The 25955-nt window shown below is 68.7% G+C and carries 23 protein-coding genes and 1 tRNA gene; 18 read left to right on the top strand and 6 right to left on the bottom strand.

Going from position 1 to position 25955, the window contains the following annotated elements; genetic code table 11:
* Positions 1-354 precede the first annotated feature (354 nt).
* The 6 genes from H5965_RS38520 to H5965_RS38545 are packed head-to-tail and all read left to right on the top strand — an operon-like array spanning position 355 to position 5910.
* The gene (locus tag H5965_RS38520; protein WP_310975979.1) at positions 355-759 is read left to right on the top strand and encodes a 2OG-Fe(II) oxygenase family protein; all 405 of its coding nucleotides are present in this window, start codon (positions 355-357) and stop codon (positions 757-759) included.
* On the top strand, positions 756-1409 hold the full coding sequence (locus H5965_RS38525; RefSeq protein ID WP_310975980.1) for a hypothetical protein: 654 nt from the start codon (positions 756-758) through the stop codon (positions 1407-1409). Before H5965_RS38520 ends, H5965_RS38525 begins: the two co-directional genes overlap by 4 nt.
* A 24-nt stretch (positions 1410-1433) precedes the next feature.
* Complete coding sequence (locus H5965_RS38530; protein ID WP_310975981.1) at positions 1434-2774, top strand: radical SAM protein; 1341 nt, start codon at positions 1434-1436, stop codon at positions 2772-2774.
* Positions 2774-4087, top strand: coding sequence for a SidA/IucD/PvdA family monooxygenase (locus H5965_RS38535; protein ID WP_310975982.1), 1314 nt, complete (start codon positions 2774-2776; stop codon positions 4085-4087). The genes H5965_RS38530 and H5965_RS38535 overlap by 1 nt, the downstream gene beginning before the upstream one ends.
* Complete coding sequence (locus tag H5965_RS38540) at positions 4088-4831, top strand: tyrosine-protein phosphatase (protein ID WP_310975983.1); 744 nt, start codon at positions 4088-4090, stop codon at positions 4829-4831.
* A complete protein-coding gene (locus tag H5965_RS38545) occupies positions 4828-5910 on the top strand; it encodes an aminotransferase class I/II-fold pyridoxal phosphate-dependent enzyme (protein WP_310975984.1) in 1083 nt (360 codons plus the stop codon). The genes H5965_RS38540 and H5965_RS38545 overlap by 4 nt, the downstream gene beginning before the upstream one ends.
* 1346 nt (positions 5911-7256) lie before the next feature.
* Here the strand turns inward: H5965_RS38545 and H5965_RS38550 are convergent.
* Positions 7257-7412 carry a hypothetical protein gene (locus H5965_RS38550; RefSeq protein WP_310975985.1) on the bottom strand — a complete coding sequence of 52 codons (156 nt, stop codon included), beginning with the start codon at positions 7410-7412 and terminating at the stop codon, positions 7257-7259.
* A 584-nt stretch (positions 7413-7996) separates the two neighbouring features.
* On the opposite strand from H5965_RS38550, the gene H5965_RS38555 reads away from it, so the two are divergent.
* Positions 7997-8773, top strand: coding sequence for a helix-turn-helix transcriptional regulator (locus H5965_RS38555; RefSeq protein ID WP_310975986.1), 777 nt, complete (start codon positions 7997-7999; stop codon positions 8771-8773).
* A gap of 77 nt (positions 8774-8850) precedes the next feature.
* A complete protein-coding gene (locus H5965_RS38560) occupies positions 8851-10002 on the top strand; it encodes a 4-hydroxybenzoate 3-monooxygenase (protein WP_310976050.1) in 1152 nt (383 codons plus the stop codon).
* Positions 10003-10033: 31 nt separating this feature from the next.
* Here the strand turns inward: H5965_RS38560 and hpxZ are convergent, their stop codons facing one another.
* The 4 genes from hpxZ to H5965_RS38580 are packed head-to-tail and all read right to left on the bottom strand — an operon-like array spanning position 10034 to position 13430.
* Entirely contained in the window at positions 10034-10450 is a 417-nt protein-coding gene (hpxZ, locus tag H5965_RS38565) for an oxalurate catabolism protein HpxZ (RefSeq protein WP_310975987.1), read from the bottom strand.
* Complete coding sequence (locus tag H5965_RS38570; protein WP_310975988.1) at positions 10447-12048, bottom strand: regulator; 1602 nt, start codon at positions 12046-12048, stop codon at positions 10447-10449. Before H5965_RS38570 ends, hpxZ begins: the two co-directional genes overlap by 4 nt.
* 22 nt (positions 12049-12070) lie before the next feature.
* Positions 12071-12763 (bottom strand): isochorismatase family cysteine hydrolase, encoded by a 693-nt coding sequence (locus H5965_RS38575; protein ID WP_310975989.1) that lies wholly within the window; start codon positions 12761-12763, stop codon positions 12071-12073.
* A 25-nt stretch (positions 12764-12788) separates the two neighbouring features.
* Entirely contained in the window at positions 12789-13430 is a 642-nt protein-coding gene (locus H5965_RS38580) for an isochorismatase family cysteine hydrolase (protein WP_310976051.1), read from the bottom strand.
* A 226-nt stretch (positions 13431-13656) separates the two neighbouring features.
* On the opposite strand from H5965_RS38580, the gene H5965_RS38585 reads away from it, so the two are divergent.
* From H5965_RS38585 to H5965_RS38595, 3 genes are all read left to right on the top strand, one after another.
* Positions 13657-14211, top strand: a complete 555-nt coding sequence (locus H5965_RS38585) for a sigma-70 family RNA polymerase sigma factor (protein WP_310975990.1) — start codon at positions 13657-13659, stop codon at positions 14209-14211.
* 10 nt (positions 14212-14221) lie between these two features.
* A complete protein-coding gene (locus H5965_RS38590; protein WP_310975992.1) occupies positions 14222-15250 on the top strand; it encodes a hypothetical protein in 1029 nt (342 codons plus the stop codon).
* Between the two features lie 227 nt (positions 15251-15477).
* Entirely contained in the window at positions 15478-15795 is a 318-nt protein-coding gene (locus H5965_RS38595) for an amidase family protein (protein WP_310975993.1), read from the top strand.
* 278 nt (positions 15796-16073) lie between these two features.
* On the opposite strand, the gene H5965_RS38600 is transcribed toward H5965_RS38595, so the two are convergent.
* A tRNA-Ala gene (locus H5965_RS38600) sits at positions 16074-16146 on the bottom strand.
* A 259-nt stretch (positions 16147-16405) separates the two neighbouring features.
* On the opposite strand from H5965_RS38600, the gene H5965_RS38605 reads away from it, so the two are divergent.
* From H5965_RS38605 to H5965_RS38635, 7 genes are all read left to right on the top strand, one after another.
* Positions 16406-18583, top strand: a complete 2178-nt coding sequence (locus tag H5965_RS38605; protein WP_310975994.1) for an RICIN domain-containing protein — start codon at positions 16406-16408, stop codon at positions 18581-18583.
* A 132-nt stretch (positions 18584-18715) separates the two neighbouring features.
* Positions 18716-19285, top strand: coding sequence for an HdeD family acid-resistance protein (locus H5965_RS38610; protein WP_310975995.1), 570 nt, complete (start codon positions 18716-18718; stop codon positions 19283-19285).
* 13 nt (positions 19286-19298) lie between these two features.
* On the top strand, positions 19299-20225 hold the full coding sequence (locus H5965_RS38615) for a ribonuclease Z (RefSeq protein ID WP_310975996.1): 927 nt from the start codon (positions 19299-19301) through the stop codon (positions 20223-20225).
* Positions 20226-20235: 10 nt separating this feature from the next.
* Complete coding sequence (locus H5965_RS38620) at positions 20236-21888, top strand: FAD-dependent oxidoreductase (RefSeq protein ID WP_310975997.1); 1653 nt, start codon at positions 20236-20238, stop codon at positions 21886-21888.
* Positions 21885-23306: an ATP-binding protein gene (locus H5965_RS38625; RefSeq protein WP_310975998.1), complete on the top strand. Its 1422-nt coding sequence runs from the start codon at positions 21885-21887 to the stop codon at positions 23304-23306. Before H5965_RS38620 ends, H5965_RS38625 begins: the two co-directional genes overlap by 4 nt.
* Entirely contained in the window at positions 23306-24799 is a 1494-nt protein-coding gene (locus tag H5965_RS38630) for a carboxylesterase family protein (RefSeq protein ID WP_310975999.1), read from the top strand. Before H5965_RS38625 ends, H5965_RS38630 begins: the two co-directional genes overlap by 1 nt.
* Before the next feature lie 81 nt (positions 24800-24880).
* A complete protein-coding gene (locus H5965_RS38635) occupies positions 24881-25954 on the top strand; it encodes a hypothetical protein (RefSeq protein ID WP_310976000.1) in 1074 nt (357 codons plus the stop codon).
* The last annotated feature ends 1 nt before the right edge of the window (position 25955 follow it).

Below are 25955 nucleotides of genomic sequence, written 5' to 3' on the forward strand. Positions count from 1 at the left end.
GCATCGTGCCTGTTCACGGTGAGTGAAGTGGGCGATTCGCGTGCCGCGGTGCTGAGTTCGCGAATCGCCGTGTCCGGTGTGTCCGGTGTGTGCCGTTGCGCGCCGAGTGAAGAGTCGCGTACCAAGGGGCCTGCAATGTCTGTATTGAATCCTGATTGGGCGCGCCGAGAGCCAAGGTGTGAACCTTATGTTTGGCTCGAAACCGCTCCTGGAGAGTTGTTCGGGGCCGAGGTCGCCGAGCGTCTGGCGGCGGAATTCCCGTCCGGAGAATTCACTCGAATGGACGTGACTGGTGCGAACAGGGACAAGACTTATCGCAATTTCAGCCGCCCCCTGGTCACCCGGGAACATTCGGTGCCGTCCGATCTGACGGAGGTGTGGCGCCGGTTGATCGCCGACCTCACCGAGGGGACCTACCTGCGGGACGTGGCGGCGCTGCTGCGGCAGCCGGTCGCGTCCGGACTCGAGATCCGGCTGGTCCGCCACGCCGGCGGCGACTGGCTCAGCCCGCACACCGATCGTGCGGACAAGCTGTTCAGCCACATCTTCTACTTCACCAGGGGGTGGCGAGCCGAATGGGGTGGCTGCTTGGAGATCTTGGAGGGCGACGATCCGGCCTCGGTCGCCGGCCGGGTCGTCCCCGAACTCGGAGCTTCCGCCCTGCTGGCCCGTGCCGACAACTCCTGGCACCAGGTGAGCAGGGTGCGCGGGGCGCCCCCAGTCGACCGCACTTCGTTGCTGGTGCACGGCCGGCGATGAACGGTTTCGGCGCAACGGTGTCGCGGATCTTGGTGCTTGGCTGCCCCGGTTCGGGCAAGTCGACGCTGGCGACCGTGCTGGCACGCCGGACCGGGCTGCCGCTCCACCGGCTCGACGACGAGCACTGGGGGCCAGGCTGGACCCGACCGGACCCAGTGTGGTGGAAACGGCGGCAGGAAACCATCGTCTCGAACGACCGGTGGATCATCGAGGGCAACTACCTGCCCACTATCCCCATCCGGGCGGCGCGCGCGGAAGTGGTGGTGGTCGTCGACACCGGCACGTTCCGGTGTCTGTACCGGGTGGTCGCGCGGGCGTGGCGGATCCGGCGCGGTGATCTCGGCGGTCTGCCGACCGCCGTGGCGGCCGAAGCCGCGAGGGGTACACGAGTGAAGGCGACCCGTGATCTGGGTGCCTTGTTGTGGCTGGTTCTCCTTTTCCGGTTCCGCGGCCGATGGCCGGTCGTCGACGCGGCCCGCACCAACCCGGACGCCGGATTGGTGCTGGCGGTGACGCCGAGCCGGGGGAGGGACCGGGCCGAGAACGTGCGCAAGGCGCTGCGGCGCCGGGAGATCGAAGCTCGGACGGTCGGTACCGCGGAAGTCGCGGACCTGATCGAAGGCTGGGCCGTGCCGGCCCGGCAGGTGTGACAACCAGTCGAAAAGGAGCAGTGGATGCGAGTACTCGTCACCTGGCCACCGCATGTGCCGAGTTACTTCAACGCCGGCCACCACCTGCCCACCTTCACGATCGCCGCCTACTTGCGCGGACAAGGGCACGAGGTGGCGGCACTCGACGCGGGTGCGTTGAACTTCTCGTGGAAGGAGTTCGCCGACTTCGTGTTCTCGGGCCGGTTCGACGCGGTGGTGATCGTCAACGAGTTCGACGTCGTGGAAGGGGTGCGCCGGGCCGCGGACTACTGCCGGGCGTTGTGCCCGGAGGCCACCCTGGTGACAGTCGGCAGGCTCGGCTATCAGAACCCCGGGTTCTTCCGGACGCTCGACCTCGACGCGATCGTGGCCGGTGGCGACTACGAAGCGGGCGTGGCCGAAGCGCTGCGGTGGGCGGAAGCGGGCGAACGCGTGGGAAGAGGGTTACCGGGGGTGTACGTGCGCCAAGGCGGGGACTGGCTGGACCCGAGCGGGCCGGGTCGCTGGCTCGCCGTCGGCGAGTGGGTTCTGCCGGACGTGTCCGAGATCCCCTATGCGGCCTATGAAAGTCTTTATCGCCGCGACCAGAACAAGTTCTGCGGCATTCCCGAACGGCGCGAACTGGTGGTGCCGGTCGCTCGCGGTTGCCCGGTGGGCTGTTCCTTCTGCGACGTGCCGTCGATGCAGGGCCGCGGCGAACGACGGCTGGGGGTCGAAGCGACGGTGAGCTACATCCGAGACGCCTTCGCCGCCCACCCCTTCGAGTACGTGGCTTTCTACGCGCCGACGTTCACGCTGGACAAAAAGTGGGTGGCCGAGCTGTGCGGGGCGCTCCGCGCGGAACCACGGCCTTATGCCTGGAAGTGCGCGACCACCCTCCACCACCTGAGCGAAGGAATGATCGCGGACATGGCCGCGGCCGGGTGTGTGCGGATCAGCGTGGGCGTCGAAACGTTCGAGGAGGCCGCCGCCGGGGAACTTCCCCGAGTCAAGCAGCTGGCCCGGGCGCGCTTCGAAGAGGTCGTCGGCTGGTGCCGGACGCACAGGATCGAGCTGAACTGCTTCGTGATCGTCGGCTTGCCGGGGACGACTCCGGTCGGAACCCGGCGCACGATGGAGATCATCCGCGCGGCCGGCGCCAGAGTCCGGCCGACGCTGTACACGCCCTACGAGCAGATGCACGGTGACATGACAGAGCGAGAGCTGAGCGCCTTCAACCGGCAAACCTTCGTGACGCCGTCAGAGATCACCCTCCGCGGTCACACGCCCGCCGACTATCTGGAGCTGATCTTCGGCGGTGACGGCTACCGCACACCGTCGACCGAGCGCGTTCCCGCGGCACTGGCGTTCGGACGGACCCGGTGATGGGCGGCCAGGAGGAAATCCACGACGTCGTCGGCATCGGGTTCGGTCCGGCGAACATCGCGCTCGCCGCGGCCGCCGCCGAGGAAGCACCGGAACTTCGCATGCGGTTTCTCGAAGCGCGTCCGCAAGTGAGCTGGCAGCCCGGGATGCTCCTGAGGGGCTCCGACATCCAGAACAACCCGATCCGGGATCTGGCCACGCTCCGCAATCCGAGAAGCCGGTTCACCTTCGTCAACTTCCTGCACGAGCAGGGGAGGCTGTTGGCGTTCCTCAACGTTCCGGCGCACTTCCCCCTTCGTCGTGACTACGCGCAGTACGTCCGCTGGGCCGGCGAGCAACTCGGTGACGTCGTCGAGTACGAGCGCGAGGTGGTGCGGGTGACCCGGGCGCCGGGGCCGGACCGGCACTACGTGGTGGAAACCCGGTCGGGGCAGAGCTACCGCGGGCATTCGCTGGTCGTCGGAACGGGGCGCACACCGTACATCCCGGAGTTGTTCACTCCTCTTCTCGGTACGAATATCTTCCACAGCAACGAATACCGCTGGAGAGTGGCCGAACTGCGTGAGCGCGAGGAGGCACCGAGAGTCGCAGTGATCGGCGCGAGCCAGAGCGCCGTCGAGATCACCCTCGACTTGCACTCCGGTTTCCCGCGAGGTGCGATTCTCAGCATCATGCGGGGCTTCGGCCCGCGACTGAAGGACACCAGCCCGTTTTCCGAGGAAGCGTTCCTCCCCGAGTTCACCGACTACTACTTCGACGCTTCGGCGGAGAGCAAGCGGGATCTGGACTCGCAGCTGCGTGGAACCAACTACTCGGCTGTCGACGGCGACGTGATCGACGCGCTCTACCTTCGCCGCTACGAGGACCAGATCGACGGTACGAGGCGGCTGTTCACCTACCGTAATCGGGAGGTGACCGCAGCCAGGATGGTCGGGAGCCAGGTGGAACTGTCCCTGCGCGAACGGCACCGAGGCGACCAGGAGGTGGTCGTGGTGGACGCCGTGGTGCTGGCCACCGGATTCCGCGACCTCGGCCCGGCGGTCGATCAGGAGCCGCACCCTCCGGTGCTCGACGGGCTGGCGGGCGACTTCGCCACGGACGCGCGGGGCACGCTGCAGGTGGACCGGGACTACTTCGTCCAGCCCGCCGACGAGGCGTCCGGAGTGGGGCCGTTGTTCCTCAACGGTCTGTGTGAGAGCAGTCACGGCCTCGGCGACGCGGGTTCGTTCAGCTTGCTTTCCCTGCGGGCGGAGACGCTGCTCACCGGGATCAAGAAGCGCCTGTCCGCCGTGGGCTCGCCCCGGGGTCGTTGAGTGGACGTGCGAAGCCGCTGCTGGACGGGCGCCGGGGTGATCAACACGCGCGATCTCGGCGGACTGCCGCTGCGGGACGGCCGTCGCACCGCGTTCGACGCATTGATCCGGTGCGGTTCCGGCACGTCCGCGATTCCGCCGGTCGCCAGGGTCCTGGCCGCCCGTCACGGGCGGGTCCGGCTGGTCGATCTGCGCGGCGACGGAGAGGTGGTCGACGAACCCGACCACCAGGGCATCCTGGTGCGCCGGCTGACGATGAGCGATCCGGTGCATCGCGGAAGAGGAGGCGCCACTCGTGACGCGGCCTACTTCGTCGCGCACTACCGACGGCTCCTGCCCCGGGCGTTCGAGGTTGCGGGCGAGGTCATGAGCATCCTGGCAGACGATCCCTCGCCGGTCGTGGTCACCTGCAGGCTCGGCAAGGACCGGACCGGGCTGGTGGTGATGGTCGTGCTCCGGGTGCTCGGTGTGGCTCCGCGGTGGATAGTTCGCGATTTCGCCTTGACCGCGCGGTTCTTCACGGCTGCCGGGGAGTGGGTCGACCAGTACGCGTCGACGCGTGGCGAACCCCCCGTTGCGGTGTTGCGTCGGCTGGTCCTCCCTCCGTCCGTACCCGTCCGGACGTTGGCGGAGATCGACAGGCTGGCGGCCGACGCGGTCGCCCGGCACGCACTGCTCGGGATCGATGAACAGGTCGCACGCCGGGCGGCGCTCCGGCTGACCCTGCCAGGGGGAGCACCATGACGAGTCCGGGACCACGCTGGCCCGACCCCGTCGTCCGACCGCGGCGCACGTACGACCCGCGGGCCAACTTCAGCTCGAACGAGCTGATTCACCCTGCTGTCGGAGACCTGGTCGCCGGTCTGGTCGCGGACTTCCGGCCGGGGACGCTGACCCGGTACCCGGTGCAGGACCGAGCATTGGATTCCGCAGCCAAGCTGTTCGGGCGGGAGGAAGACGAGATCCTGCTCGCCCCCGGCTCCGACTCAGTCATCAGATTGCTGGTTTCGGCGGCTCGCGAGCTCTACGGCGGCAGGCTCGTGCTGCAAGACCCGAACTACGAAGCTTGGACCACGGCGGCGGCGTTGGCCGGCGGGTGGCGGGTGACGCGGGTCCGCAAGCCTTCGGACCCCGCCAGGCGATGGCTCAACGAGATGCGGGTCGCGGCTGAAGCGTCCGTGTCCTCGATCGTCGCGGTGTCGTGGCCAAACGGCCCGGACGGCCACCTACCGGCATGGGCCGAGCTGACCGCGCTGGCGGCCTCGTGTCGGGCTCGCGGCCACTTGCTGGTCATCGATGGCTGCTACGCGGGATTTTCTGGCGACTACCGTCGGCTGGCACAACTGGCCGGGCCGAACTGCCTCGTCCTGTTCAGCTGGTCCAAAAGCTTCGGTTTGGCCGGGGGCAGACTCGCCACTGCGCTCGCCGACGGCGCCATCATTCGATTCTTGCGTGCCTTCGGCCAGGAATCCCACGTCAACACGCTCATGCTCCAGGCGTTGTGCGCCACCCCCGGCCGCCACCGGGCGTTCGAGCAGGTATGGGCGGACATCGCGGGAACTCGCGAAACGACGCGTGAATGGCTGGCCGGTCGCGCTGTCCACGCACCACCATCCGGCGGCAATTTCCTGCACGTGCCGTGCGAGAGCGAGTTCACCGCCAAGAAGCTGACGACCGAGCTGAGCACCCGCGGCTTCCGCGTCCGCGACATGGGCGACACCCCGGGACTCCAGCATCACGTGCGATTCACCGTGGGACACGGCCCGGAGCACATGCGTTTCCTTCATTCACTCGACCCTCTGCTCGCGTTCCTGGACCGATAGCGGAAGGCGCAGAAACCCTTCAGCCAGCCCCGTAGAGAGCGACAATTTGCTGGCCACGGCAGCAACACACCCTCATCGGCACGAGAGTGTTGTACAGACCGGTCGTCGCGATCTGCGCATCTGGGATGCCGGTCGGCGCCTGCATCGTCGTTGAGGGCGGACGCTGGAGATATTTGCGCCGGGGAACTCCACGGTTGGGTAGTGGTGTTCGTTCGGTCTCCGGATTTGGCTCGCGGCGTGATGCTGGGGTCTATGCCGCCGGGTTGGAGGTGGATCAGCGTCGGCGGGTGTGGATCGATCCGGCCGGCAGCGCGGTCACGGTGGCTGAGTGGCCAAGGCGGCGGTTCCGGTCGCTGGATCTCGATCCGCGGACGATCGAGAGACCGTCTCAGCGTCGGAACGGGGGTGGGGCAGTGCTCCAGTTTTGCCCCAGCAGGAGCACAAGATCACGCCGTAAGCCGATCACCGAAGATCCGAGCCGGAACGCAGAAAACCCCTCCGACCAGCCTGGAAGACTGAAACGAAGGGGTTCGTTGCGATGTGGAGCCAAGGGGACTCGAACCCTCACTGCCAGTGAGGGTCGATCATGGCTCTGACCTGCGCGATAGAGAATCGCCTAGTGAAATGATGCGCTTGACCATCGTCGCTGGCAACTGTGTGCTGTTCAGCGCAGTTGTAACAGGGAGTTTACCCCAGTGAAATTGGTGAGAGGACCCGCCAGCGTTCGTTACGAACAAAAGTGCGGATGGCGCGCGGCCCCGAGCTTGGAGCCAGTCGAGCAGCATTGAGTCGGGCGGTGCCGTGCGGCCGGAACCCCGCATTGACGAGCTGTGTCAGTCGCGGCCGGTCCCTGCGTTGTGCTGCCGAGCGCCGCTTGCCGAGGTGCACGCTCTGCGGCTACTCAAGACTGGGCGGCAGGACCGGGTCCGGCCAGACTCTGCACGGGGGCACGTAACGATGACGCCTGAGGCCTCACCGAGTCAACGGGCGCAGGCGTTGGAAGCTGGCCATCGACGTCATCTGCGCCGACGACATCGGTAGCAAGCGCTCCTCCGCGATCCACTACGAAACGGTCGAGTGCTTCCAACGGGCCAGGCTGCGGGCAGCGGGCCGTTGCTGCGGGCAAGCTCAACCCCGAATGCCACGAGTACCAGGGGTATCTCGACCCTGGATGACCAAGCCGGCAGAAGAAAGTCCCCTTGCACTTACTCGCTGAATCGAAGACCTGCGCAGACGCTGCGTAGCACCTACCTGGAGCGAGATCGCGTGCTGGCGACCGTGGTGGCCGCCGAGCCGGTTCGCGCACGGAAAGGGCCGGAAGCGAGGGCTTCCGGCCCGTTCCGGGCTCAGTACCAGTGCGCGCGGCCGCCGATCTTACGGCCGGTCCCGCCGAGGATCGCGAGGACGACGCCCGCGACGGCGAGCACGGTGCCGATCGTGTACAGCACCGGGATGCCGATGAGGAAGCCGATGATGATCAGGATGACGCCGAGGACGATCACGGTGGGGGAACTCCTTTTCCGGGGGACCCGCCACCCCTGAGCGGGTGGCGGCTCGCTTCGAGCGCGGAGGTACCCCGGACACCCTGCCGGTCAAACAGGCGTTCTTATCCGGAAGGATGGACAGTGGGGCCGATCTCGGCCCAGACCGTCTTCCCGGCCGGCCGCTGCCGGACCTGACGAAAACCCGACTCGCAGCCGATGTCGCGACGCAACGCGGCCCTGTGGTCGGCGGCTCGAACGGCGTGTCGTCAGTACTCGGTGGTCAGACTCAGCCGAGCCCGGCCGAAGCCAGGTGTGCACCCGTCGGCGGCGGGGTCATGGCGCACGCCTTACTACGTCCACTCCTCGGCATGAGCGTGTGTCGTGGCGGGATGGCCGGCACGTCCGAACCCTCTTGGCCAACGAGCTGGAGCTCGGCGATTTTGGAGGAGATCCGGCCGGACCGGGCAAACGCTACCGGCCCACGGCGGATGGCAGGGCGATGGTCTGCGGCGCTGACCGACGCGGCGGAACCCGGCCACCGGAAAAGTAGCAGCGGCATGTCCGTTACCGAAGGTGCCGTACCACCGGTAAGCTGGCCTCCGATGCAGAAAACCCGCCAATCTTCCGCACCGCCGGAAGAGCGGACGCCGCAAGGCGCGGGCTGGCTCCCGCACGGCTATCACCTCGCAAGCCACTCCCACCGCGACGGGCAGCTGGTGTACGCGGCAGCCGGGGCCTTCGCCACCACGACCGAGTACGGCACCTGGATCGCGCCCGCCGATCGGATCACCTGGACGCCGCCGGGTTTCGAGCACTCGCACCGCTTCTACGGCCGGACCGACGCCCGCATCCTCGCCGTCCCCGCCGACGAGTGCGGGAACCTGGTCGAGCACCCCTGCGTGTTCGCGGTGTCGCCCCTGCTGCGCGAGGGCATTCTGGCGCTGACCGGCGACCGGACGAAATCCGCCGACGCCGACCGGCGGCTGCGCGCGGTCGTGCTCGACGAACTCGGCGAGATTCCCGAGCAGTCCTTCCACCTGCCCGAGCCGCGCGACGACCGGCTGCGCGCCGCGACCGATCTCCTGCACGCCGATCCCGGCCGGAACACGACCCTGGCCGAACTGGGGCGGGCCGCCGGGACGAGCGAACGCACCCTCAGCCGCCTGTTCCACACCGATCTCGGCATGAGCTTCCACCGCTGGCGCACCATCCTGCGCATCCACCACGCCCTCATCCGGCTCACCGACGGCGACTCCGTCACCGACACCGCGATCACCTGCGGGTGGTCGAACCCCTCGACCTTCATCGAAGCGTTCACCGCCGTCGTCGGGCAAACCCCCGGGCGCTACCAGGCCGGCCTGCGCGACCGCGGCGAATAGGAATGTTGGCGGGTTTTCGTTATTGCCCGTCCGGATATCGGTGGACGGCAATCACCGGCCCGGCCACAGTGGCGATCATGACTCCAACAGAAGAAAACACCACCGCGGTCGTCGTGGGCGGCGGGGTCGCCGGGCTCGCGCTCGGCACCTTCCTGCAGCGCAGCGGAATCCGGTGCGTCATCTTGGAAAAGCACAGCCGCCAGTACGTCGAGAACCGGCAACGGGCCGGGTCGCTCGACGCCCGCGGCGTGCGCATGCTGCACGAATGGGGCGTGGGAGAGGCCGTCGAAGGGCCCGGTCACGATTCCTCCGACGAGTCGATACCGCTGATCGTCGACGGTGAAGAGCGCGAATGGAAAATGGACTACGAGGACGCCGAGGGTGCCTTCCTCCCGCAGCAGATCCTGGTCCGGAACCTGATCAGGATATTCCTGCGTGACGGTGGCGACCTCCGTTTCGAGGCCAAGGACATCGCACTGGACGGTCTCGGCACCGGGCATCCCCGGGTCCGCTACCGGGACACCGCCGGCTCGACCACGGTGATCGGCTGCGACTTCGTCGCCGGTAGCGACGGCCACCAGGGCGTCACCAGGACGGCCATCCCCGACGGCTTCCTCACCTGCCACACCCACGAGTTCGGCTACGCCTGGCTGACCGTCATGACGGAGGTGCCCGCCGATCCGCCGGCCGTGATGGCGGTGCATTCCCGCGGCTTCGCCGCCCAGATCACCCGCGGACCGAACGCGAGCCGTGTCTACCTGCAGTGCCCGGTCACCGACACCGTCGAGGACTGGCCGGACGAACGCGTCTGGAGCGAGCTCGGCACGCGGTTCGGCGAACCTGTGCCGAGGGGGCCGATCGGCACCAAACAGGTCGTGCCGCTGCGCGGTGTGGTGTTCAGCCCGATGAGGTACGGCAGGCTCTACCTCCTCGGCGACGCGGCGCACTTGATTTCCCCGATGAGTGCGGAGGGAATGAGCCTCGCACTGCACGACGCCGAAAAACTCGCCCAAGGGATCATTCACCAGTTCGAGAAAAACGATGGGAACCTGCTGGAGAGCTACTCGGACACCTGCCTGACCCACACCTGGGAACGACAGGCGGCCGCGGTCTCGATGACCGACACGATGCACGACTCAGGTGACGCCACCTACCGCGGAGAGTTCTTCAAGCAGGTCGCGCGAGCGAACCTGGAAAACCTCCTCCGGCCACGCGTGCCGAAGAACTGACCCCGCGCATGGACCGTCGCCGCGGACGTACCTACTGGCCGATCTCCGAGACGTGGGCACTGACGATTCGCCAGCCGGCGGGCATCCGTACCCACGTTTGGCTCTGCCGGCCCACGACCGGCCGGCCGGGGTAGCGGAACAGGGTGGTCACCACGGCGGTGTCGGCGCCGAAGGTGGTGATCCGGGTGTCGTGGGTTTCCCGGCCGTCGAGTGGTCCCTGCGTGGCACGCCACGCGCGCAGTTCGTCGATGCCCTGCTGGTGGTCGGCGATGCCGAACCGGACGGTGGCCGGGCTGGCCCAGAACGACTCGTTCAGCACGGCGTGGTCGCCGGCCACCAGTGCGGCTTCGTAGCGTGCGAAGGCCGCCGACACCTCGGCGTGCACGGCTGGGTCGTCGACAACGGGCCCGGTGGTCCCGAGCTCGGCGACCCGGTCGGTGGAATTCATGAGGCGGATGCGTCGATCATGTCCGTGGCGGCTGGTCGCGGCTCGGCGTCGGACGTCGAATCGCGGTGGAGCAGGGCGAACACCGCACAGACCACGGCGAAGAACAGATAGCCCAGCGCGACCTGACCGCCACCCGCGTTCCAGCCGATCTGCGGGGCGTGGATCAACCCGACGAACGACAGCACCGCGCCGGCCGCCGCGTAGCCGGCGGCCCACCAGAACTGCTTGTCGATGAGGAACGCGGTGATCGCGCCGAGGACCAGTCCGGCCAGGATGGCGCCGTCGCCGAGCAGGTGCAGGCCCTGGTAGACGACGCCCGCGCTCTCCAGGGCGGGTTCACCGACCTCGGCCGCGCTGGTGCCCGCCGCCGACAGCACGTTGTCCATCTGGCCGGTCGCCCACGCCGCGACGTTGGGGATGATGGCCATGACCACCGCGACCGCGTGCGGCCGCGGGACGACCCGGAAGGCCTGCGCGCCGATCAGCAGGCCGATGTACAGCAGGATCGGCACGATCGCCGGCACCGGCAGCAGCGCGCTGAGCAGGCCGAACAGGCCGCCGAAGCACATCAGCGCGATGACGACGCCGGTCAGCATCGAGTACGCCGTGCGGCCGCCGACCTCCTTCCAGCCTGGGTGTCCGATGTAGACAGCAGGCGGGAACGGCGAGCCGAGCGCCGAGCCGACGATCGCGCCGATGCCGTCGGCCAGCAGCACGCTGCGCAGGTTGAAGTTGTCGCCCGCGGCAGCGGCACTCTCCACATTGGTCATACCCTCGGTGAAGTTGTAGATGCCCAACGGGATGGCGGTGGCCAGCAGCGGGCCGATCTCGGACAGGCCGTGCCACAACAGGTCGAACTGGAACGACGGCAGGCCGGTCACGATGTCCCGGGCGGCCGCGGACACGTCCGCGGGGTGCATGTAGCCGCCGATCCAGCCGATGGCGGTGCCCGCCACCAGGGCGGCCAGGCCGATCGGGATGCCGAACGGCAGCTTGACGCCGGCGAAGAAACCGATGAGCAGCAACGCGAACACCGGCAGCGCGATCCACGCGGCCGCCCACATCTGGCCGGCCGGACGCATCGAGATGAAGGCGATGGAGATGCCGGCGAGCGTGCCCAGCATCGCCGCCTGCGGCGTGAACCGCCGGATGTAGGGGCCGACGAACGCACCGGCCAGCACGATCAATCCGATGATGAACGACCACGCGAGGCCCGCTTGCCACGCCTTGATCGGGTCATTCGTGCTCAGGTACACCGGCAGCATGATCACGAACGTCACGATGAACATGTGCGGCACACTGGGCCCGTAGGGCATGGCGGTGACGTCGGTGCGGCGCTCCTTGTAGGCCAGGCGTCTGCCGAGCCAGGTGTAGTAGACGTTGCCGATCAGCAGCTGGATGCCCAGGGCCGGCAGGATCACGCCGTACACGTCGCCCGAAGAGATCTTCGCGACGCCCAGGCACAACCCGGAGAGCACCAGTACGTTCACCAGGACGTTGAAGCCGAGACCGAAGAACGCGTTGAGGTCACCGCTGACCCACAACGGCAGTTCGACATCGGAATCGGAGCGGTTGCGGGAGCGCGCGAAGATGGACATGACCGGAACCTTTCCGCGGATCTCAACGGGCCGGGGTGGCGAGAACGGAAATCGCGGCGAGGTAGGCGGCCGACGGTGCGACCCAGCCGAAGATGCCGCCCTGCGCGGAGATCATGGCGAGACCGGCGTCCTGGAACTCGGGGAAGTACGAACCGACGCAGTCCGACAGCACCAGGCATTCGTAGCCGCGGTCGTTGGCCTCACGGACGGTGGTGTGCACGCAAACCTCGGTCGTCACGCCGGTCACGACCAGCGAGGTGATGCCGGCGGTGGCCAGCACCGTGCCGAGTTCGGTGCAGTAGAACGCGCCCTTGCCCGGCTTGTCGATCACCAGCTCGCCGTCGACGGGCGCGAGTTCGTCGATGATGCCGTGGCCGTGTTCACCGCGGACGAGGATGCGGCCTCTTGGACCCGGATCGCCGATGCGCATCGACGGGCGACCGCGCTCGAGTTTGGCCGGCGGGCAGTCGGACAGGTCCGGCAGATGGCCCTCGCGGGTGTGGATCACCATCACGCCGGCGGCGCGCGTCGCGGCGAGGGCTCGCTGGAGCGGAGCGATGACCCCGCGCAACCGGCTCACGTCGTTGCCGAGCGTTTCGCCGAACCCGCCCGGTTCGACGAAGTCCCGCTGCATGTCGATCACCAGGAGCGCGGTGGTGGTGGGCTCGAACAGGAACGATGCGGGGTCGGCGTCGACCCGGAGAGGAGTGGTCATCGGCTGTCGAGCCCTTTCGTTTCGGTCAATCGTCGGTGGTGATCGCCCCGATCACGGCATCGGAAGTGGCCACGGCCCCGAACACGCCGCCCTGCATGGTCACCATCTTCAGCGCGGCCGCGTGGTTGCCCGGATCGGTCGCGCCGGTGCAGTCGGACAGGATGAGGCATTCCAGACCGCGGTCGTTGGCCTCGCGCATCGTGGTGTGCACGCACACGTCGGTCGTGATGCCGGTCAGGATCAGGTGGCTGATCGCGTTGGCGCGCAACACCAAATCCAGGTTGGTGGCGTAGAACGCGCCCTTGCCCGGCTTGTCGATCACGACCTCGCCGGGCAGCGGCGAGACCTCGTCGACGATCTCCCAGCCCGGTTCACCGCGTACCAGGATGCGCCCGGCCGGCCCCGCGCTGCCGATCTCCGCCCCGATCCGCGCCGAACGCCAACGCTTGTTGGGCGGCAGGTCGGTCAGGTCCGGCAGGTGACCTTCCCGGGTGTGAATCACCAACATGCCCACGTCTCTGGCGTGGGCAAGGAGTTTCTGCGTGCCGGGCAGGCCCGCTCTGGTGAGTTCGAGGTCGTAGCCCATCCGCTCGACATAGCCACCGGGTCCGCAGAAGTCGGTCTGCCAGTCGATGCACAGCAAGGCGACCCGGTCGATCGGCACCACAGTGTCGTACGGCCAGGGGTAGGGATCTGCCGGAACCGGTCCTATCCGCGCGGTCATAGTCGTCGATTGTCGACCGTTGGGTTTCAAGGAGGACCGTTGTGAGTTACGTCTCAGTTACCAGCCTGGCTTCTGACCAGCGATGTCGTCGTGGGTGACATGACTTGAACGCTTCGGGCGCGCGTTGGCAAAGACGGGGTGTCAGGGCAAGCGAAACCCGAGGAGCTTCATGTCGTCAGACGCGGAACTGATCGGCAGGTCGCTGCGCGGAGACACCGATGCCTTCGCGGAAGTGATCAGCCGGCACGAGACCGCGATCGGGACCTATCTGGCGCGCAGAGTGGGGCGGCAGGCCGCCGAGGACGTGCTCGGCGATGTGTGGGTGGCGGCTTACGAGTCCCGCGCGAACTATGACCTTTCGTACCCCGAAGCCAGGCCTTGGTTGTACGGGGTCGCGCTGAACAGGCTGCGCCGGCACTGGCGGTCCGCACCGGCCGAGGAGCCGGCGCCGGACCTGGCCGGCGTGGCCAGTGACTGGGATCCCTGGCCGGCGGTGGATGCCCGCGTGGACACGCAGGCACTGCTGAGCAGCGCACTGGCCCGGCTCAAACCGGAAGAGCGGGAAGTGCTGGGCCTGGTCGCCTGGGAGGACCTGACCGTCGCCGAGGCCGGGCGGGTGCTCGACATCCCGGCCGGCACGGCCCGCCGCCTGTTGCACCAGGCGCGCAAGTCGTTGCGTGAAGCCCCCGAAGTCGTCGCGCTGCTGCAAGTCCCGACAACGTGAAAGACAACTCATGGACGAAATGGATCTCATGAAGAAGCTGCGTGACGTGCCGTCCCCCGGGCCCGAGGCCTATGACCGTGCCCGCACGGCACTGCAGACGGCGATGGAGGAACCCGTGGCCACGGTCGTGCGACCGAAGCGCTGGTTCTCCTGGCCCAAGGCCGGCGTCGCCGCCGCGGGCGCGGCAGCCGTCGCGGCGGCCGTGGTGATGGGTACGACAGGTGGCAACGCCCCGGCCGTCCCGTCCGGCGCGGCGTCGCAGGCGGTCGAGGCGCCGCTGGTGAAGCTGGCCTCCGCGGTCCAGGCGGCCGGCATGCAGCCAGGAGACGCGTCGCTGATCATCAACACGAAGTTCGGGCCCGACGACAAACCGGAACATTCCTACACCCTCTACACCGACAAGGGCCTGCAGTTCACGGGCGACTCGGCGAAGTCCCTGACGGACGCAGTCGCCGGTGGCCACGCCGAGCCTGCCACGCCGTACGACGGGAAGGTGATGGCGGCGGCCCGCCTCGCTGCGAAGGGCGACGTGGGCAAGGCCAGGATCGCGATGATCACCGCGTCCGACAACGCTCTCGGAGTCGGCCTGAGCCCCACCGAGGCCGAAAAGGCCTGGGCGGCCGCGCAAGCGGAGATCGCGGAGATGTTCCGTAAGGCGGGGAAGCCGGTTCCCGCCCCCAAACCGCGTCCGACGGGCAAGGACCTGGAAAACCTCATCGACAACCACCTGTGGAGCAACGCCGAACATGCGCTGTTCGCCAACGCCGCCGACGCGGAGGTCCGCGCGGGCGTGCTGAAGCTGTACGCGACCATCCCGGACATGATCGTCGGCAAGACCAACGTCGACGGCCAGGCCGCGCTGACCCTCACGGCACCCCCCGCCATCCTGGGCGGCGGTGCGGACGTCCTCATCATCAACGCCGGCAACGGCCTGCCGATCCGTGAGGAGATCACCTCGGCGGAATCGTCGAAGCGTTACGTGGTGAACTACAAGGCCTTCCGCGTGACCGTCGCCGACGTGGCCGCGGGCAAGATCTGATCCTCGTACCGGACTGTCTTGGGAGGGCCGGGATCATCACGGCCCTCCCAAGGCAGTTCTGTCTGTGCGTCGCCGCGGCCGGCTCCCATCGACGCGACAGAACTGGCGCGCCTGATAGCCGTCGGCGAGGTTACCGCGGTCGAGGTCGTGCAGGCGCATCTGGATCGCATCGAGGCGGTGGGCGAGCGGGTCAACGCGTTCGTCACCGTGCTGGGCCGCTGGGTGGCGTGCCGTTCACGATCAAGGACTCGTTCGACACCGCGGGTGTGCGGACCACCCGGGGATCGTCGTTGTTCGCCGATCACGTGCCGGAGGCCGACGCCACCGCCGCGGCACGGCTGCGGGCCGCGGGCGGCATCCCGTTGGCGAAGACCAACTTGCCGGAGATGTCGTATTGGATCGAGACTGTGGCGAGGGGGTCGCGTCGTGGTGGTGTCCAGGACCGCTCCATAGGCGACAGAGAGGAAGCTGATTCCGCGAAGAACCTCGTGGCGCCACCGGAACAGGTGCCAGCGACGAGATCGGCGGCGCCGGCCGGCGTGTAGAGGAGCTGGCCTGTGTAGCTGGCGGGGGAGCCGTTGGGCCCGGACTGCCTTGGTCGCCCGAGCGGTTCGGCGTCGGACTGCCAAAGTGGGTCATCGATTTGCATGGCGGCCTCGAAGTGCGCGACGGGTCGTGGTCGCTGCTAACTCCGCCTGACGGCGTCCGGGGAGACAGGACTCGTCGGTAGCTGAACTTCTTCTTGACGAAACTCAAGATCCGGACCAACGAAAAAACCGCCCTACCTGGATCTCTGGATCCGGTGGGCGGTGTTTCGTCACTGTGGAGCTAAGGGGACTCGAACCCCTGACCCCCTCACTGCCAGTGAGGTGCGCTACCAGCTGCGCCATAGCCCCGAGGCGAAGGTGAACTCCGCATCTCGTATGCCCATACAGTACACCCCGCCCAGATGGCCTCCACGCGGGGGTACCCACAACCCCGTGAAGCCCCTGACCTGCACGTTCACACCTTATTTTTAGTCCTGTATTGACCTCCCCCTGTGGCCGCCGTTACATTTTGCGCGGTTGTGACGCCGAGGTCCCCGCCCGTTACGCCGCGTCTTCAACACCGGGCACACCTCTCGATGACGCCGCAGGTGCGGCAGAGGAGGCTTCGATGACGAGACGGCGGGTGATGACGCTGCTCGCGGCAGCGTCGGTCCTGGTCGGAAGCATGACGACGGCCACGGCGAGTGCCGCCGTGACGCCGGACGGGTGGTACACCGTTGCCGCCGTCAACAGCGGGAAGTGCGTCGATGCGCGGGGCGCCGGGACGGCCGATGGGACCGTTGTCCAGCAGTACGCCTGCAACCAGACCGCCTCGCAGCAGTGGCAGTTCCAGTCCACCGGGGACGGCTACTTCCGGGTCAACGCCCGCTCCAACCCGGCCGCCGCCTGGGACGTCAAGGACGTCTCCGCCGCGGATGGTGGCCTGCTGCAGCTCTGGACCTACGGGGGCGGGGCCAACCAGCAGTGGCAGGCCGTCGACGAGGGCAACAGCCGGTACCACTTCGTCAGCCGCAACAGCGGGAAGTGCCTCGACGTCCCCGGGGCGTCCACCGGCGATGTGCAGCTCCAGCAGTACACCTGCAACGGCACCGGGGCCCAATCCTTCATGCTGACGCCCGTGAACACGAGCCAGCCCGGACAGCCCGACTTCGGCCCGAACGTGGTGATCTTCGACCCGTCCATGCCGAGCTCGACCATCCAGAGCCGGCTCAACAGCATCTTCTCCCAGCAAGAGCGCAACCAGTTCGGCAGCCAGCGCTACGCCGTCATGTTCAAGCCCGGCACCTACGCCAACGACGTCAACGTCGGCTTCTACACGCAGGTCCTCGGCCTCGGCCTGAGCCCTGACGCCGTGAACATCAACGGCGCCGTGCACGTCGAGGCCGACTGGTTCCCGCCGCAGAACGCCACCCAGAACTTCTGGCGGGGTGCCGAGAACCTGTCCGTGACGCCGAACGGCGGTGCCGACCGCTGGGCCGTCAGCCAGGCCGCCCCCTACCGCCGCATGCACGTCCGCGGTGACCTGCAGCTCGACGACGGCGGCTGGGCCAGCGGCGGCTGGATCTCCGACACGAAGATCGACGGCCAGGTCCGCTCCGGCTCGCAGCAGCAGTGGATCTCCCGCAACTCGCAGTTCGGCAGCTGGAACGGCTCGAACTGGAACATGGTCTTCGCGGGCGTCCAGGGCGCCCCGGCGAACACCTTCCCGAGCCCGCCCTACACCACCGTCGGCCAGACGCCGGTGACCCGCGAGAAGCCGTTCCTCTACATCGACGGCGCGGGCAAGTACCAGGTGTTCGTCCCGGGTGTGAAGACCAACGCGTCCGGCACGAGCTGGGCGAACGGCGCCGCTCCCGGCACCTCCCTGCCGATCGACCAGTTCTACATCGCCAAGCCCGGCGCCACCGCCGCCGACTTGAACGCCGCGCTCGCCGCCGGCAAGAACCTGCTGGTCACGCCCGGTGTCTACCACCTGAACCAGACGCTGCGGGTGACCCGGCCGGACACCGTCGTGCTCGGCCTCGGCATCGCCACGCTGATCCCGGACAACGGCATCACCGCGATGACCGTGGACGACGTCGACGGCGTCAAGCTCGCCGGCCTGCTGATCGACGCCGGCACGACCAGCTCGAACACGCTCATGCAGGTCGGCCCGGCCGGCGCGAGCGCGAACCACGCCGTGAACCCGACGTCGCTGCACGACGTGTTCTTCCGGATCGGCGGCGCCGCCGTCGGCAAGGCCACGAACAGCCTGGTCGTCAACAGCAGCAACGTCATCGGCGACCACATGTGGATCTGGCGCGCCGACCACGCCGAGCGCAACGAGTACGTCGGCTGGACCACGAACACCGCCGACACCGGGCTGATCGTCAACGGCAACGACGTCACCATGTACGGCCTCTTCGTCGAGCACTACCAGAAGACGCAGGTGGTCTGGAACGGCAACGGCGGCCGCACCTACTTCTTCCAGAACGAGATGCCCTACGACGTGCCGAACCAGGCGAGCTGGATGAACGGCTCGACGCAGGGCTTCTCCGCCTACAAGGTCGGCCCGAACGTCACCAGTCACGAAGCGTGGGGCCTGGGCAGCTACTGCTACTTCAGCACCAACCCGGCCGTGGCCAGCGCGCACGCGTACGAGGCGCCGAACACGCCGGGTGTCCGGTTCCACGACATGGTGACCGTCTCGCTCAACTACCAGGGCACGATCACGCACGTGATCAACAACACCGGCCCGGCCACGCCGTCCGGGACCAAGGCCGTCAACCTGGTGAGTTACCCCTGAGCAACCGGCGTGCGCCGTGGTGGCGGCCGCGGCGCACGCCGGTCCTTTGTGGAATACACCGAACGGGGTGTTCCGGGCGACGAACGGGGTAATCGCCGCGATACTGGGAGTCCCTAGATCCGGGAGCGGCAGATGACCTCTTTCGCAGCGTTCTCCGTCGTCGAACCCCGCAAGGCCTGGCCGATCACCGCCGTCCGCGGCGTGTTCGCTGTGCTCTTCGGGCTCTTCGCACTGATCTGGCCCGGTGTCACCGTCCTCGTCCTGGCGATCCTGTACGGCGTGTATGCGATCGTGGACGGCATCGGCGGCCTGATGCAGGCGTTCCGCCCGGGTGACACCGGGCACCGGGTGGCCTACGGCGTCCTCGGCGCGCTCGGCATCGTCGCCGGGATCCTCGTCCTCGTCTGGCCCGGCATCACCGTCCTGCTGCTGGCCCTGCTGGTCGGCTTCTGGGCGATCATCACCGGCATCGCCGAGATCGCCGCGGCGATCCGCCTGCGCAAGCAGATCCAGGGCGAGGCCTTCCTCATCCTGGCCGGCGCGATCTCCGTGCTCGCCGGCATCTTCATCGTGATCAACCCGATCGCGGGCGCGTACGGCATCGCGCTGCTCGTCGGGATCTACGCGCTCCTGTACGGGATCGTGCTCCTGGTGCTGGCCTTCCGGCTGCGCAAACTCGGCGGCGCCCCACCGGCAGCCTGAGTACCGTGCGGGGGTGTCGACCCGCGAACTGGTGGTGCTGGGCACCGCGAGCCAGGTGCCCACGCGCCACCGCAACCAGAACGGCTACCTGCTGCGCTGGGACGGCGAGGGCATCCTCTTCGACCCCGGCGAAGGCACCCAGCGCCAGATGCTGCGGGCCGGCGTGGCCGCCACGGACGTCACGCGAATCTGCGTCACGCACTTCCACGGCGACCACAGCCTCGGCCTGCCCGGCGTGATCCAGCGGCTGTCCCTGGACAAGGTGGCGCACCCGGTCCACGCCCACTTCCCGGCGTCCGGCGCGCACTACTTCGCGCGGATGCGGCACGCGACGGCCTTCTACGAGCAGGCCGACCTGCGGGAACACCCGATCGCCGAGGACGGCCCGATCGCCACCGGGAAGCTCACGCTCGAGGCGAAGCGCCTGAGTCACCCCGTCGAGGCGTTCGGCTACCGGCTGACCGAGCCCGACGGCCGCACCATGCTCCCCGGGAAGCTGCGTGAACACGGCATCGCGGGCCCGGACGTCGGCAAGCTCCAGCGCGAGGGCCGCCTCGGCGACGTCCGCCTCGAGGACGTCAGCACGCCGCGGCCGGGCCAGCGGTTCGCGTTCGTGATGGACACCCGCCTGTGCGACGCGGTGTACGCCCTCAGCGAAAACGCCGACACGCTCGTCATCGAGGCGACGTTCCTCGCCGAGGACACCTCACTGGCCGAAAGCTTCGGCCACCTGACCGCGCGGCAAGCGGCCCGGGTCGCCGCCGAGTGCGGCGTCCGGCAGCTCGTGCTGACCCACTTCTCGCAGCGCTACCCCGATCCGGAACGCTTCGAAGCGGAGGCGCGGGCGGAGTTCGACGGCGAGATCGTCGTGGCCCAGGACCTGGAGCGGGTCCAGGTGCCGAAGCGACGTTCTTCGCCTCCGGGGCGGGAAGCGCCGTAGGCTGCACCTCGTGAGCCAGCCGATCCTGATGACCGTCGACGACGATCCCGCCGTGTCCCGCTCGGTCGCCCGTGACCTGCGCCGGCGCTACGGCAAGGACTACCGCGTCATCCGCGCCGACTCCGGCCCGGACGCCCTCGACGCCCTGCGCGAGATCAAGCTGCGCGGCGACGCCGTCGCGGCCATCCTCGCCGACTACCGGATGCCGCAGATGGACGGGATCGCCTTCCTCGAGAAGGCGATGGACCTGTTCCCGCACGCCCGCCGCGCCCTGCTGACCGCCTACGCCGACACCGACGCCGCGATCCAGGCGATCAACGTCGTCGACGTCGACCACTACCTGCTCAAGCCGTGGGACCCGCCCGAGGAGAAGCTCTACCCGGTGATCGACGCCCTGGTCGAGACCTGGAAGGCGGTCGGGGACAGGCCGGTCGAGGAGGTCAAGCTCATCGGCCACCGCTACAACTCGCCGTCGTTCCACCTGCGCGACTTCCTCGCGCGCAACGCCGTCCCGTACCGCTGGTACTCGGTCGACGACGACGAGGCCTGCCGGATCCTGCAGGCCGCCGAGGCGACCGACAAGGACATCCCGGTCGTCGTCACCCCGGACGGCACCGTCCTCAAGAACCCGTCCGGCAGCGAGATCGCCGACGCGGTGGGCTTGTCGACCCGGCCGGCGCAGGAGTTCTACGACCTCGTCGTGATCGGCGGCGGCCCGGCCGGCCTCGGCGCCGCGGTGTACGGCGCGTCCGAAGGCCTGCGCACGGTGCTCGTCGAGAAGAAGGCCACCGGCGGCCAGGCCGGCACGAGCTCGCGCATCGAGAACTACCTCGGCTTCCCGGACGGCGTCTCGGGCGCCCAGCTGACCGACCGGGCGCGGCGCCAGGCGCAGAAGTTCGGCGCCGAGGTGCTGACCGCGCGCGACGTCGTCGGCCTGGAAGCCCGCGGCTCACAGCGCGTGATCACCTTCGGCGACGGCAGCGAGATCGCCGCGCACTCGGTGATCCTCGCCAGCGGCGTCACCTACCGCGCCCTGGAGGCCGACGGCATCGAGGAGCTCACCGGCCGCGGCGTCTACTACGGCTCGGCCGCGACCGAGGCGCCCGAGTGCAAGGGCGAGCACGTCTACATCGTCGGCGGCGCCAACTCGGCCGGGCAGGCCGCGGTGTTCTTCTCCCGGCACGCCAGCGACGTCACCATCCTGGTGCGCGGCGAGTCCCTCGAAGCGTCGATGTCGCACTACCTGATCGAGCAGATCGCCGGCATCGAGAACATCCACGTCCGGACGCACACCACCGTCAAGCAGGTGCACGGCGACGGCCACCTCGAGCGGATCACCCTGTGCGAGAACGGCGTCACCGAAACGGTCGAAAGCGGGCACCTGTTCATCTTCATCGGCGCCGCCCCGCGCACCGACTGGCTCGGCGACGCGATCCACCGCGACGACCACGGCTTCGTGTGCACCGGTCCGGACCTGCTGAGCGCCGGGCAGCGGCCGGCGGGGTGGCCGCTCGACCGTGACCCGCACTACCTCGAGTCGTCGATCCCGGGCGTGTTCGTGGCCGGTGACGTGCGGTCGCAGTCGGTCAAGCGGGTGGCGTCCGCGGTCGGCGAGGGCGCGATGGCCGTGACGCTGGTACACCGGTACCTGGAGGAACAATGAGCGCACTGCCGCGGGAAGAGCTTCGCGGGCTCTTCCTGTTCGAACACCTTTCCGAAGACCAGCTCGACTGGATTTCCGACAACGCCGTGCTCGAGGAGTACCCGGCCGGCTCCACCGTCATCAGCGAGGGCGGCGAGGCGACCTGCTTCTACGTCCTGCTGAACGGCGCGATCCGGATGACGCGGCTGGTCAGCGGCACGGAGGTGGAGACCAACCGGTCCGACCAGCGTGGCGCCTACTTCGGCGCGACGCAGTTCTTCGTGCACCAGGAGACCGAGCACACCTACAACGCCACGGTGCGCGCGCTGTCCGACGTCACGTTCCTGGCGCTGCCCTCGAAGGAGTTCTCCTTCGAGTTCCGCCGGTGGTTCCCGATGGCGACGCACCTGCTGGAAGGCATGTACCTCGGCTGGCGCAACAGCGACACGGTGATCGGTTCGCGCCGGCGTCTGCTGGCGCTGGGCGAGCTCTCGGCCGGGCTGACGCACGAGCTGAACAACCCGGCCGCGGCCGCTGTCCGGGCGACGTCGGCCCTGCGCGAACGCGTCGCCGGCATGCGCCACAAGCTCGCCTTCCTGGCCAAGAAGGACATCGAACCGGAGCTGCTCTACCAGCTCATCGACGTCCAGGAACGGCTGGTCAAGCAGGTCGCGCAGGCCGAGAAGCTGACGGCCATGCAGCAGGCCGACCGCGAGGACGAGATCGGCGACTGGTTCGACGACCGCGGCATCGACGGCGGCTGGGACCTCGCCGACATCTACGTCCGGGCCGGCCTGACCACGGCCGACCTCGACCACGTGCTGGAGCAGGTCGGCGACACCTTCATCGACGGCGCCGTCCGCTGGCTCGCCTACGCGCTCGAGACCGAGATGCTGATGGGCGAGATCGAGGACTCCACCACCCGGATTTCCGCCCTGGTCGGCAAGGCCAAGCAGTACTCCCAGATGGACCGGGCGCCGCACCAGTGGGTCGACGTCCACGACGGCCTCGACTCCACGCTGGTGATGCTGTCCGGCAAGATCGGCGGCGGCGTCCGCGTGGTCAAGGAGTACGACCGCGGCCTGCCGAAGATCCCGGCGTACCCGGCCGAGCTGAACCAGGTCTGGACGAACATCATCGACAACGCCCTCGGCGCGATGCAGGGCGAGGGCACGCTGACGCTGCGGACGTGGGGGGAGAACGACCAGGTCCGCGTCGAGATCGGCGACACCGGCCCGGGCATCCCGGCCGACATCAAGCCGCGGATCTTCGAGCCGTTCTTCACGACCAAGCCGGTCGGCGAGGGCACCGGGCTGGGCCTGGACATCTCGTGGAAGATCGTCGTCGAGCGCCACCAGGGCGACCTGCGCGTCGAGTCCGAACCCGGGAACACCCGGTTCGAGGTCTGCCTGCCGACGGTCGAGCAGGCCTCGCTCTGATGGGTTCCGTCCCGACGGTCACGACCGAACTCGGGGCGCTGGTGGGGCTGGCGGGCGACGGCGTCCGCGTCTGGCGCGGCGTCCCGTACGCCCGCCCGCCGGTCGGCGAGCTGCGGTGGAAGGCGCCGCAGCCGCCGTCGCTGTCCGGCGGCGTGCACGTCGCGACCGAGTACGGGCCGCACGCGATGCAGTCGCCGGACCCGATGAACCCGGCCGCCGTGTGCGACGAAGACTGCCTGTACCTCAACGTCTGCACACCGGACGGCCCGGCGCCCGAGCGTGGCTGGCCGGTGCTGTTCTGGCTGCACGGCGGCGGCTACCGCGTCGGCCACGGCGAGCAGCTGGGCGACGGCGAGGAGTTCGCCCGCGCCGGGATCGTCGTCGTCACCATCAACTACCGGCTCGGCTCGCTCGGCTTCCTGCACCTCGCCGGGATCTTCGGCTCCGCGGAGGAGGACGCCGGCGTGTGCGGCTTCCTCGACCAGGTCGAGGCCCTGAAGTGGGTGCGCCGCAACATCTCCGCGTTCGGCGGCGACCCCGGGCGCATCACCGTCTACGGCGTTTCCGCGGGCGCGAAGAGCGTCGGGAACCTCCTGGGCAGCCCCCTGGGCCAGGGGTTGTTCGCCCAAGCCATCAGCAGCTCCGGCGGCGCGGACCACGTCGCGACGCCGGAGGCCGGGACGGCGCTGGCCCGGCGGCTGCTGGACGAAGTCGGCTGCCACGACCCGGCGGCGCTCCGGGCGTTGCCCGCCAAGGAGTTCGTCGAGGCGCAGGAACGGATCCTCACCGGCTTCCAGGCGCTGTGGCTCTGGCGGCCCACCCTGCACCCCCGCGTGCTGCCCGAGGTCCCGATCGAGCCGATCCGGCGGGGGAGCGCGGCCGGGATCCCGCTCCTGATCGGCTGCAACAGCAACGAAGGCAGCACGTACGCGATGATGCTCGGCGACGACGTCGCGACAGCGCCGGCGTCCGGTGTGCTCACGGGCATCCTCGGCGATTTCGGCGCTTCGGAGCTGCTCGAGACGTACCTTCGCCGCGTACCCGACCTCAAGGCCGCGAAGATCGCCGCCATGGGCGACGAACGCTACGGCATCCCGACGCAGCGGCTCGCCGACGCACAGTCCGCGCACGCGCCCGTCTACCGCTACCGCATCGACATCGCCGCGCCCGGCGTGCCCGAGCAGCTCGACGGCGGTCACGGCACCGAAACCACCATGGCGTGGAAGACGCCGCTGCCGCTGTTCGCGGAGGCGACGCAGGTGAACCCGAAGCGTGAGCGCGCGGCGCTGCTCATCCACCGCGCCTGGGTGCGCTTCATCCGGGACGGCGTCGCGGACGCGGACGGTCCCGAATGGCCGCCCTACGGCCCCGAACTGCGGCCGGTGCTGGTTTTCCGGGAAGACACCGACCTGGTGCTCGATCCACGCTCCGACGAGCGAAAAGCCTGGGGCGACACGGAATGGGCGTCCGGGACCTGGTTCCCGGTGACCTGAGACCGTTCCTTCACCCGCCGTTCACTTCGAACCGGCCCGCTCCCGCGTCCAATGGGCGAAGGCGGCTGAGGGGAGTGGCTCGTGAAACGCCGGGTGTCGATCGGACTGGCCGTGGTGCTCGTCCTGGCCGTCGTCGGAATCATCGTCTGGGGCCGCGGCGACGGGACCGCTTCCGACGTCACGACCGTGCGCGGGGTGATCGGTTCGGAGAAGCAGGCCTTCTTCACCGACCAGCGCGTCGTCGACGCCTTCGCCCGGCACGGCCTGAAGGTCGAGGTCGACACGGCCGGGTCACGGCAGATCGCGACGACCGTCGACCTCGGGAAGTACGCCTTCGCGTTCCCGTCGTCGTCGCCCGCGGCGCAGAAGATCCAGCGCGACCGCAAGGTGACCACCGTCTACACGCCGTTCCAGTCGCCGATGGCCGTCGCCTCCTTCGAACCGATCGTTTCCCTGCTGCGGGCCGACGGGATCGTGCACAAGGGCGCCGGCGACTACGACGTCCTCGACATCGCGAAGTACCTCGACCTGGCGAAGGCCGGGACGCGCTGGGACCAGCTGCCCGGCAACACCGCCTACCCGGCCCGCAAGAACGTCCTCGTCACCACGACCGACCCGCGCGAGTCGAACTCCGCGGCGATGTACCTGTCGATCGTTTCCTTCGTGGCCAACGGGAACGCCGTCGTGAGCACGCCCGACCAGGAAGCGAAGGTGCTGCCGTCGGTGGCGAAGCTGTTCCTCGACCAGGGCTACACGCAGAACAGCACCGAAGGGCCGTTCGAGGACTACCTGTCCGCGGGCATAGGGAAGACGCCGCTGGCGCTGATCTACGAGTCGCAGTTCGTCGACCGCGTGGTGCGCGGCGACGGCTCGATCCGGCCGGACATGCGCATGCTCTACACCGCGCCGACGGTCTACTCGAAGCACACGCTCGTGCCGCTGACCGGCGACGGGGACAAGGTCGGGCAGCTCCTCGCGACCGACCCCGAGCTGGGCAAGCTCGCCGCGACCTTCGGCTTCCGCACCACCGACCCGAAGCTCTTCGCCGAGGTCGCCGCGCCGGCCCACGCACCCGCCGACCTGGTGGACGCCGTCGAGCCGCCGTCGTTCGAGACCCTGGAACGGCTGCTCGACGCCGTCGGCAAGCAGTACTGAC

Source organism: Amycolatopsis sp. 505 (assembly GCF_031625235.1).
Lineage (GTDB): Bacteria > Actinomycetota > Actinomycetes > Mycobacteriales > Pseudonocardiaceae > Amycolatopsis.

Excerpts from the sequence above, each read along its gene's own strand:
- H5965_RS38525 (WP_310975980.1), top strand. The coding sequence starts at position 756 with ATGAACGGTTTCGGCGCAACGGTGTCGCGGATCTTGGTGCTTGGCTGC.
- H5965_RS38530 (WP_310975981.1), top strand. The coding sequence starts at position 1,434 with ATGCGAGTACTCGTCACCTGGCCACCGCATGTGCCGAGTTACTTCAAC.
- H5965_RS38535 (WP_310975982.1), top strand. The coding sequence starts at position 2,774 with ATGGGCGGCCAGGAGGAAATCCACGACGTCGTCGGCATCGGGTTCGGT.
- H5965_RS38545 (WP_310975984.1), top strand. The coding sequence starts at position 4,828 with ATGACGAGTCCGGGACCACGCTGGCCCGACCCCGTCGTCCGACCGCGG.
- H5965_RS38555 (WP_310975986.1), top strand. The coding sequence starts at position 7,997 with ATGCAGAAAACCCGCCAATCTTCCGCACCGCCGGAAGAGCGGACGCCG.
- H5965_RS38560 (WP_310976050.1), top strand. The coding sequence starts at position 8,851 with ATGACTCCAACAGAAGAAAACACCACCGCGGTCGTCGTGGGCGGCGGG.
- hpxZ (WP_310975987.1), bottom strand. The coding sequence starts at position 10,450 with ATGAATTCCACCGACCGGGTCGCCGAGCTCGGGACCACCGGGCCCGTT.
- H5965_RS38570 (WP_310975988.1), bottom strand. The coding sequence starts at position 12,048 with ATGTCCATCTTCGCGCGCTCCCGCAACCGCTCCGATTCCGATGTCGAA.
- H5965_RS38575 (WP_310975989.1), bottom strand. The coding sequence starts at position 12,763 with ATGACCACTCCTCTCCGGGTCGACGCCGACCCCGCATCGTTCCTGTTC.
- H5965_RS38585 (WP_310975990.1), top strand. The coding sequence starts at position 13,657 with ATGTCGTCAGACGCGGAACTGATCGGCAGGTCGCTGCGCGGAGACACC.
- H5965_RS38590 (WP_310975992.1), top strand. The coding sequence starts at position 14,222 with ATGGACGAAATGGATCTCATGAAGAAGCTGCGTGACGTGCCGTCCCCC.
- H5965_RS38605 (WP_310975994.1), top strand. The coding sequence starts at position 16,406 with ATGACGAGACGGCGGGTGATGACGCTGCTCGCGGCAGCGTCGGTCCTG.
- H5965_RS38610 (WP_310975995.1), top strand. The coding sequence starts at position 18,716 with ATGACCTCTTTCGCAGCGTTCTCCGTCGTCGAACCCCGCAAGGCCTGG.
- H5965_RS38625 (WP_310975998.1), top strand. The coding sequence starts at position 21,885 with ATGAGCGCACTGCCGCGGGAAGAGCTTCGCGGGCTCTTCCTGTTCGAA.
- H5965_RS38630 (WP_310975999.1), top strand. The coding sequence starts at position 23,306 with ATGGGTTCCGTCCCGACGGTCACGACCGAACTCGGGGCGCTGGTGGGG.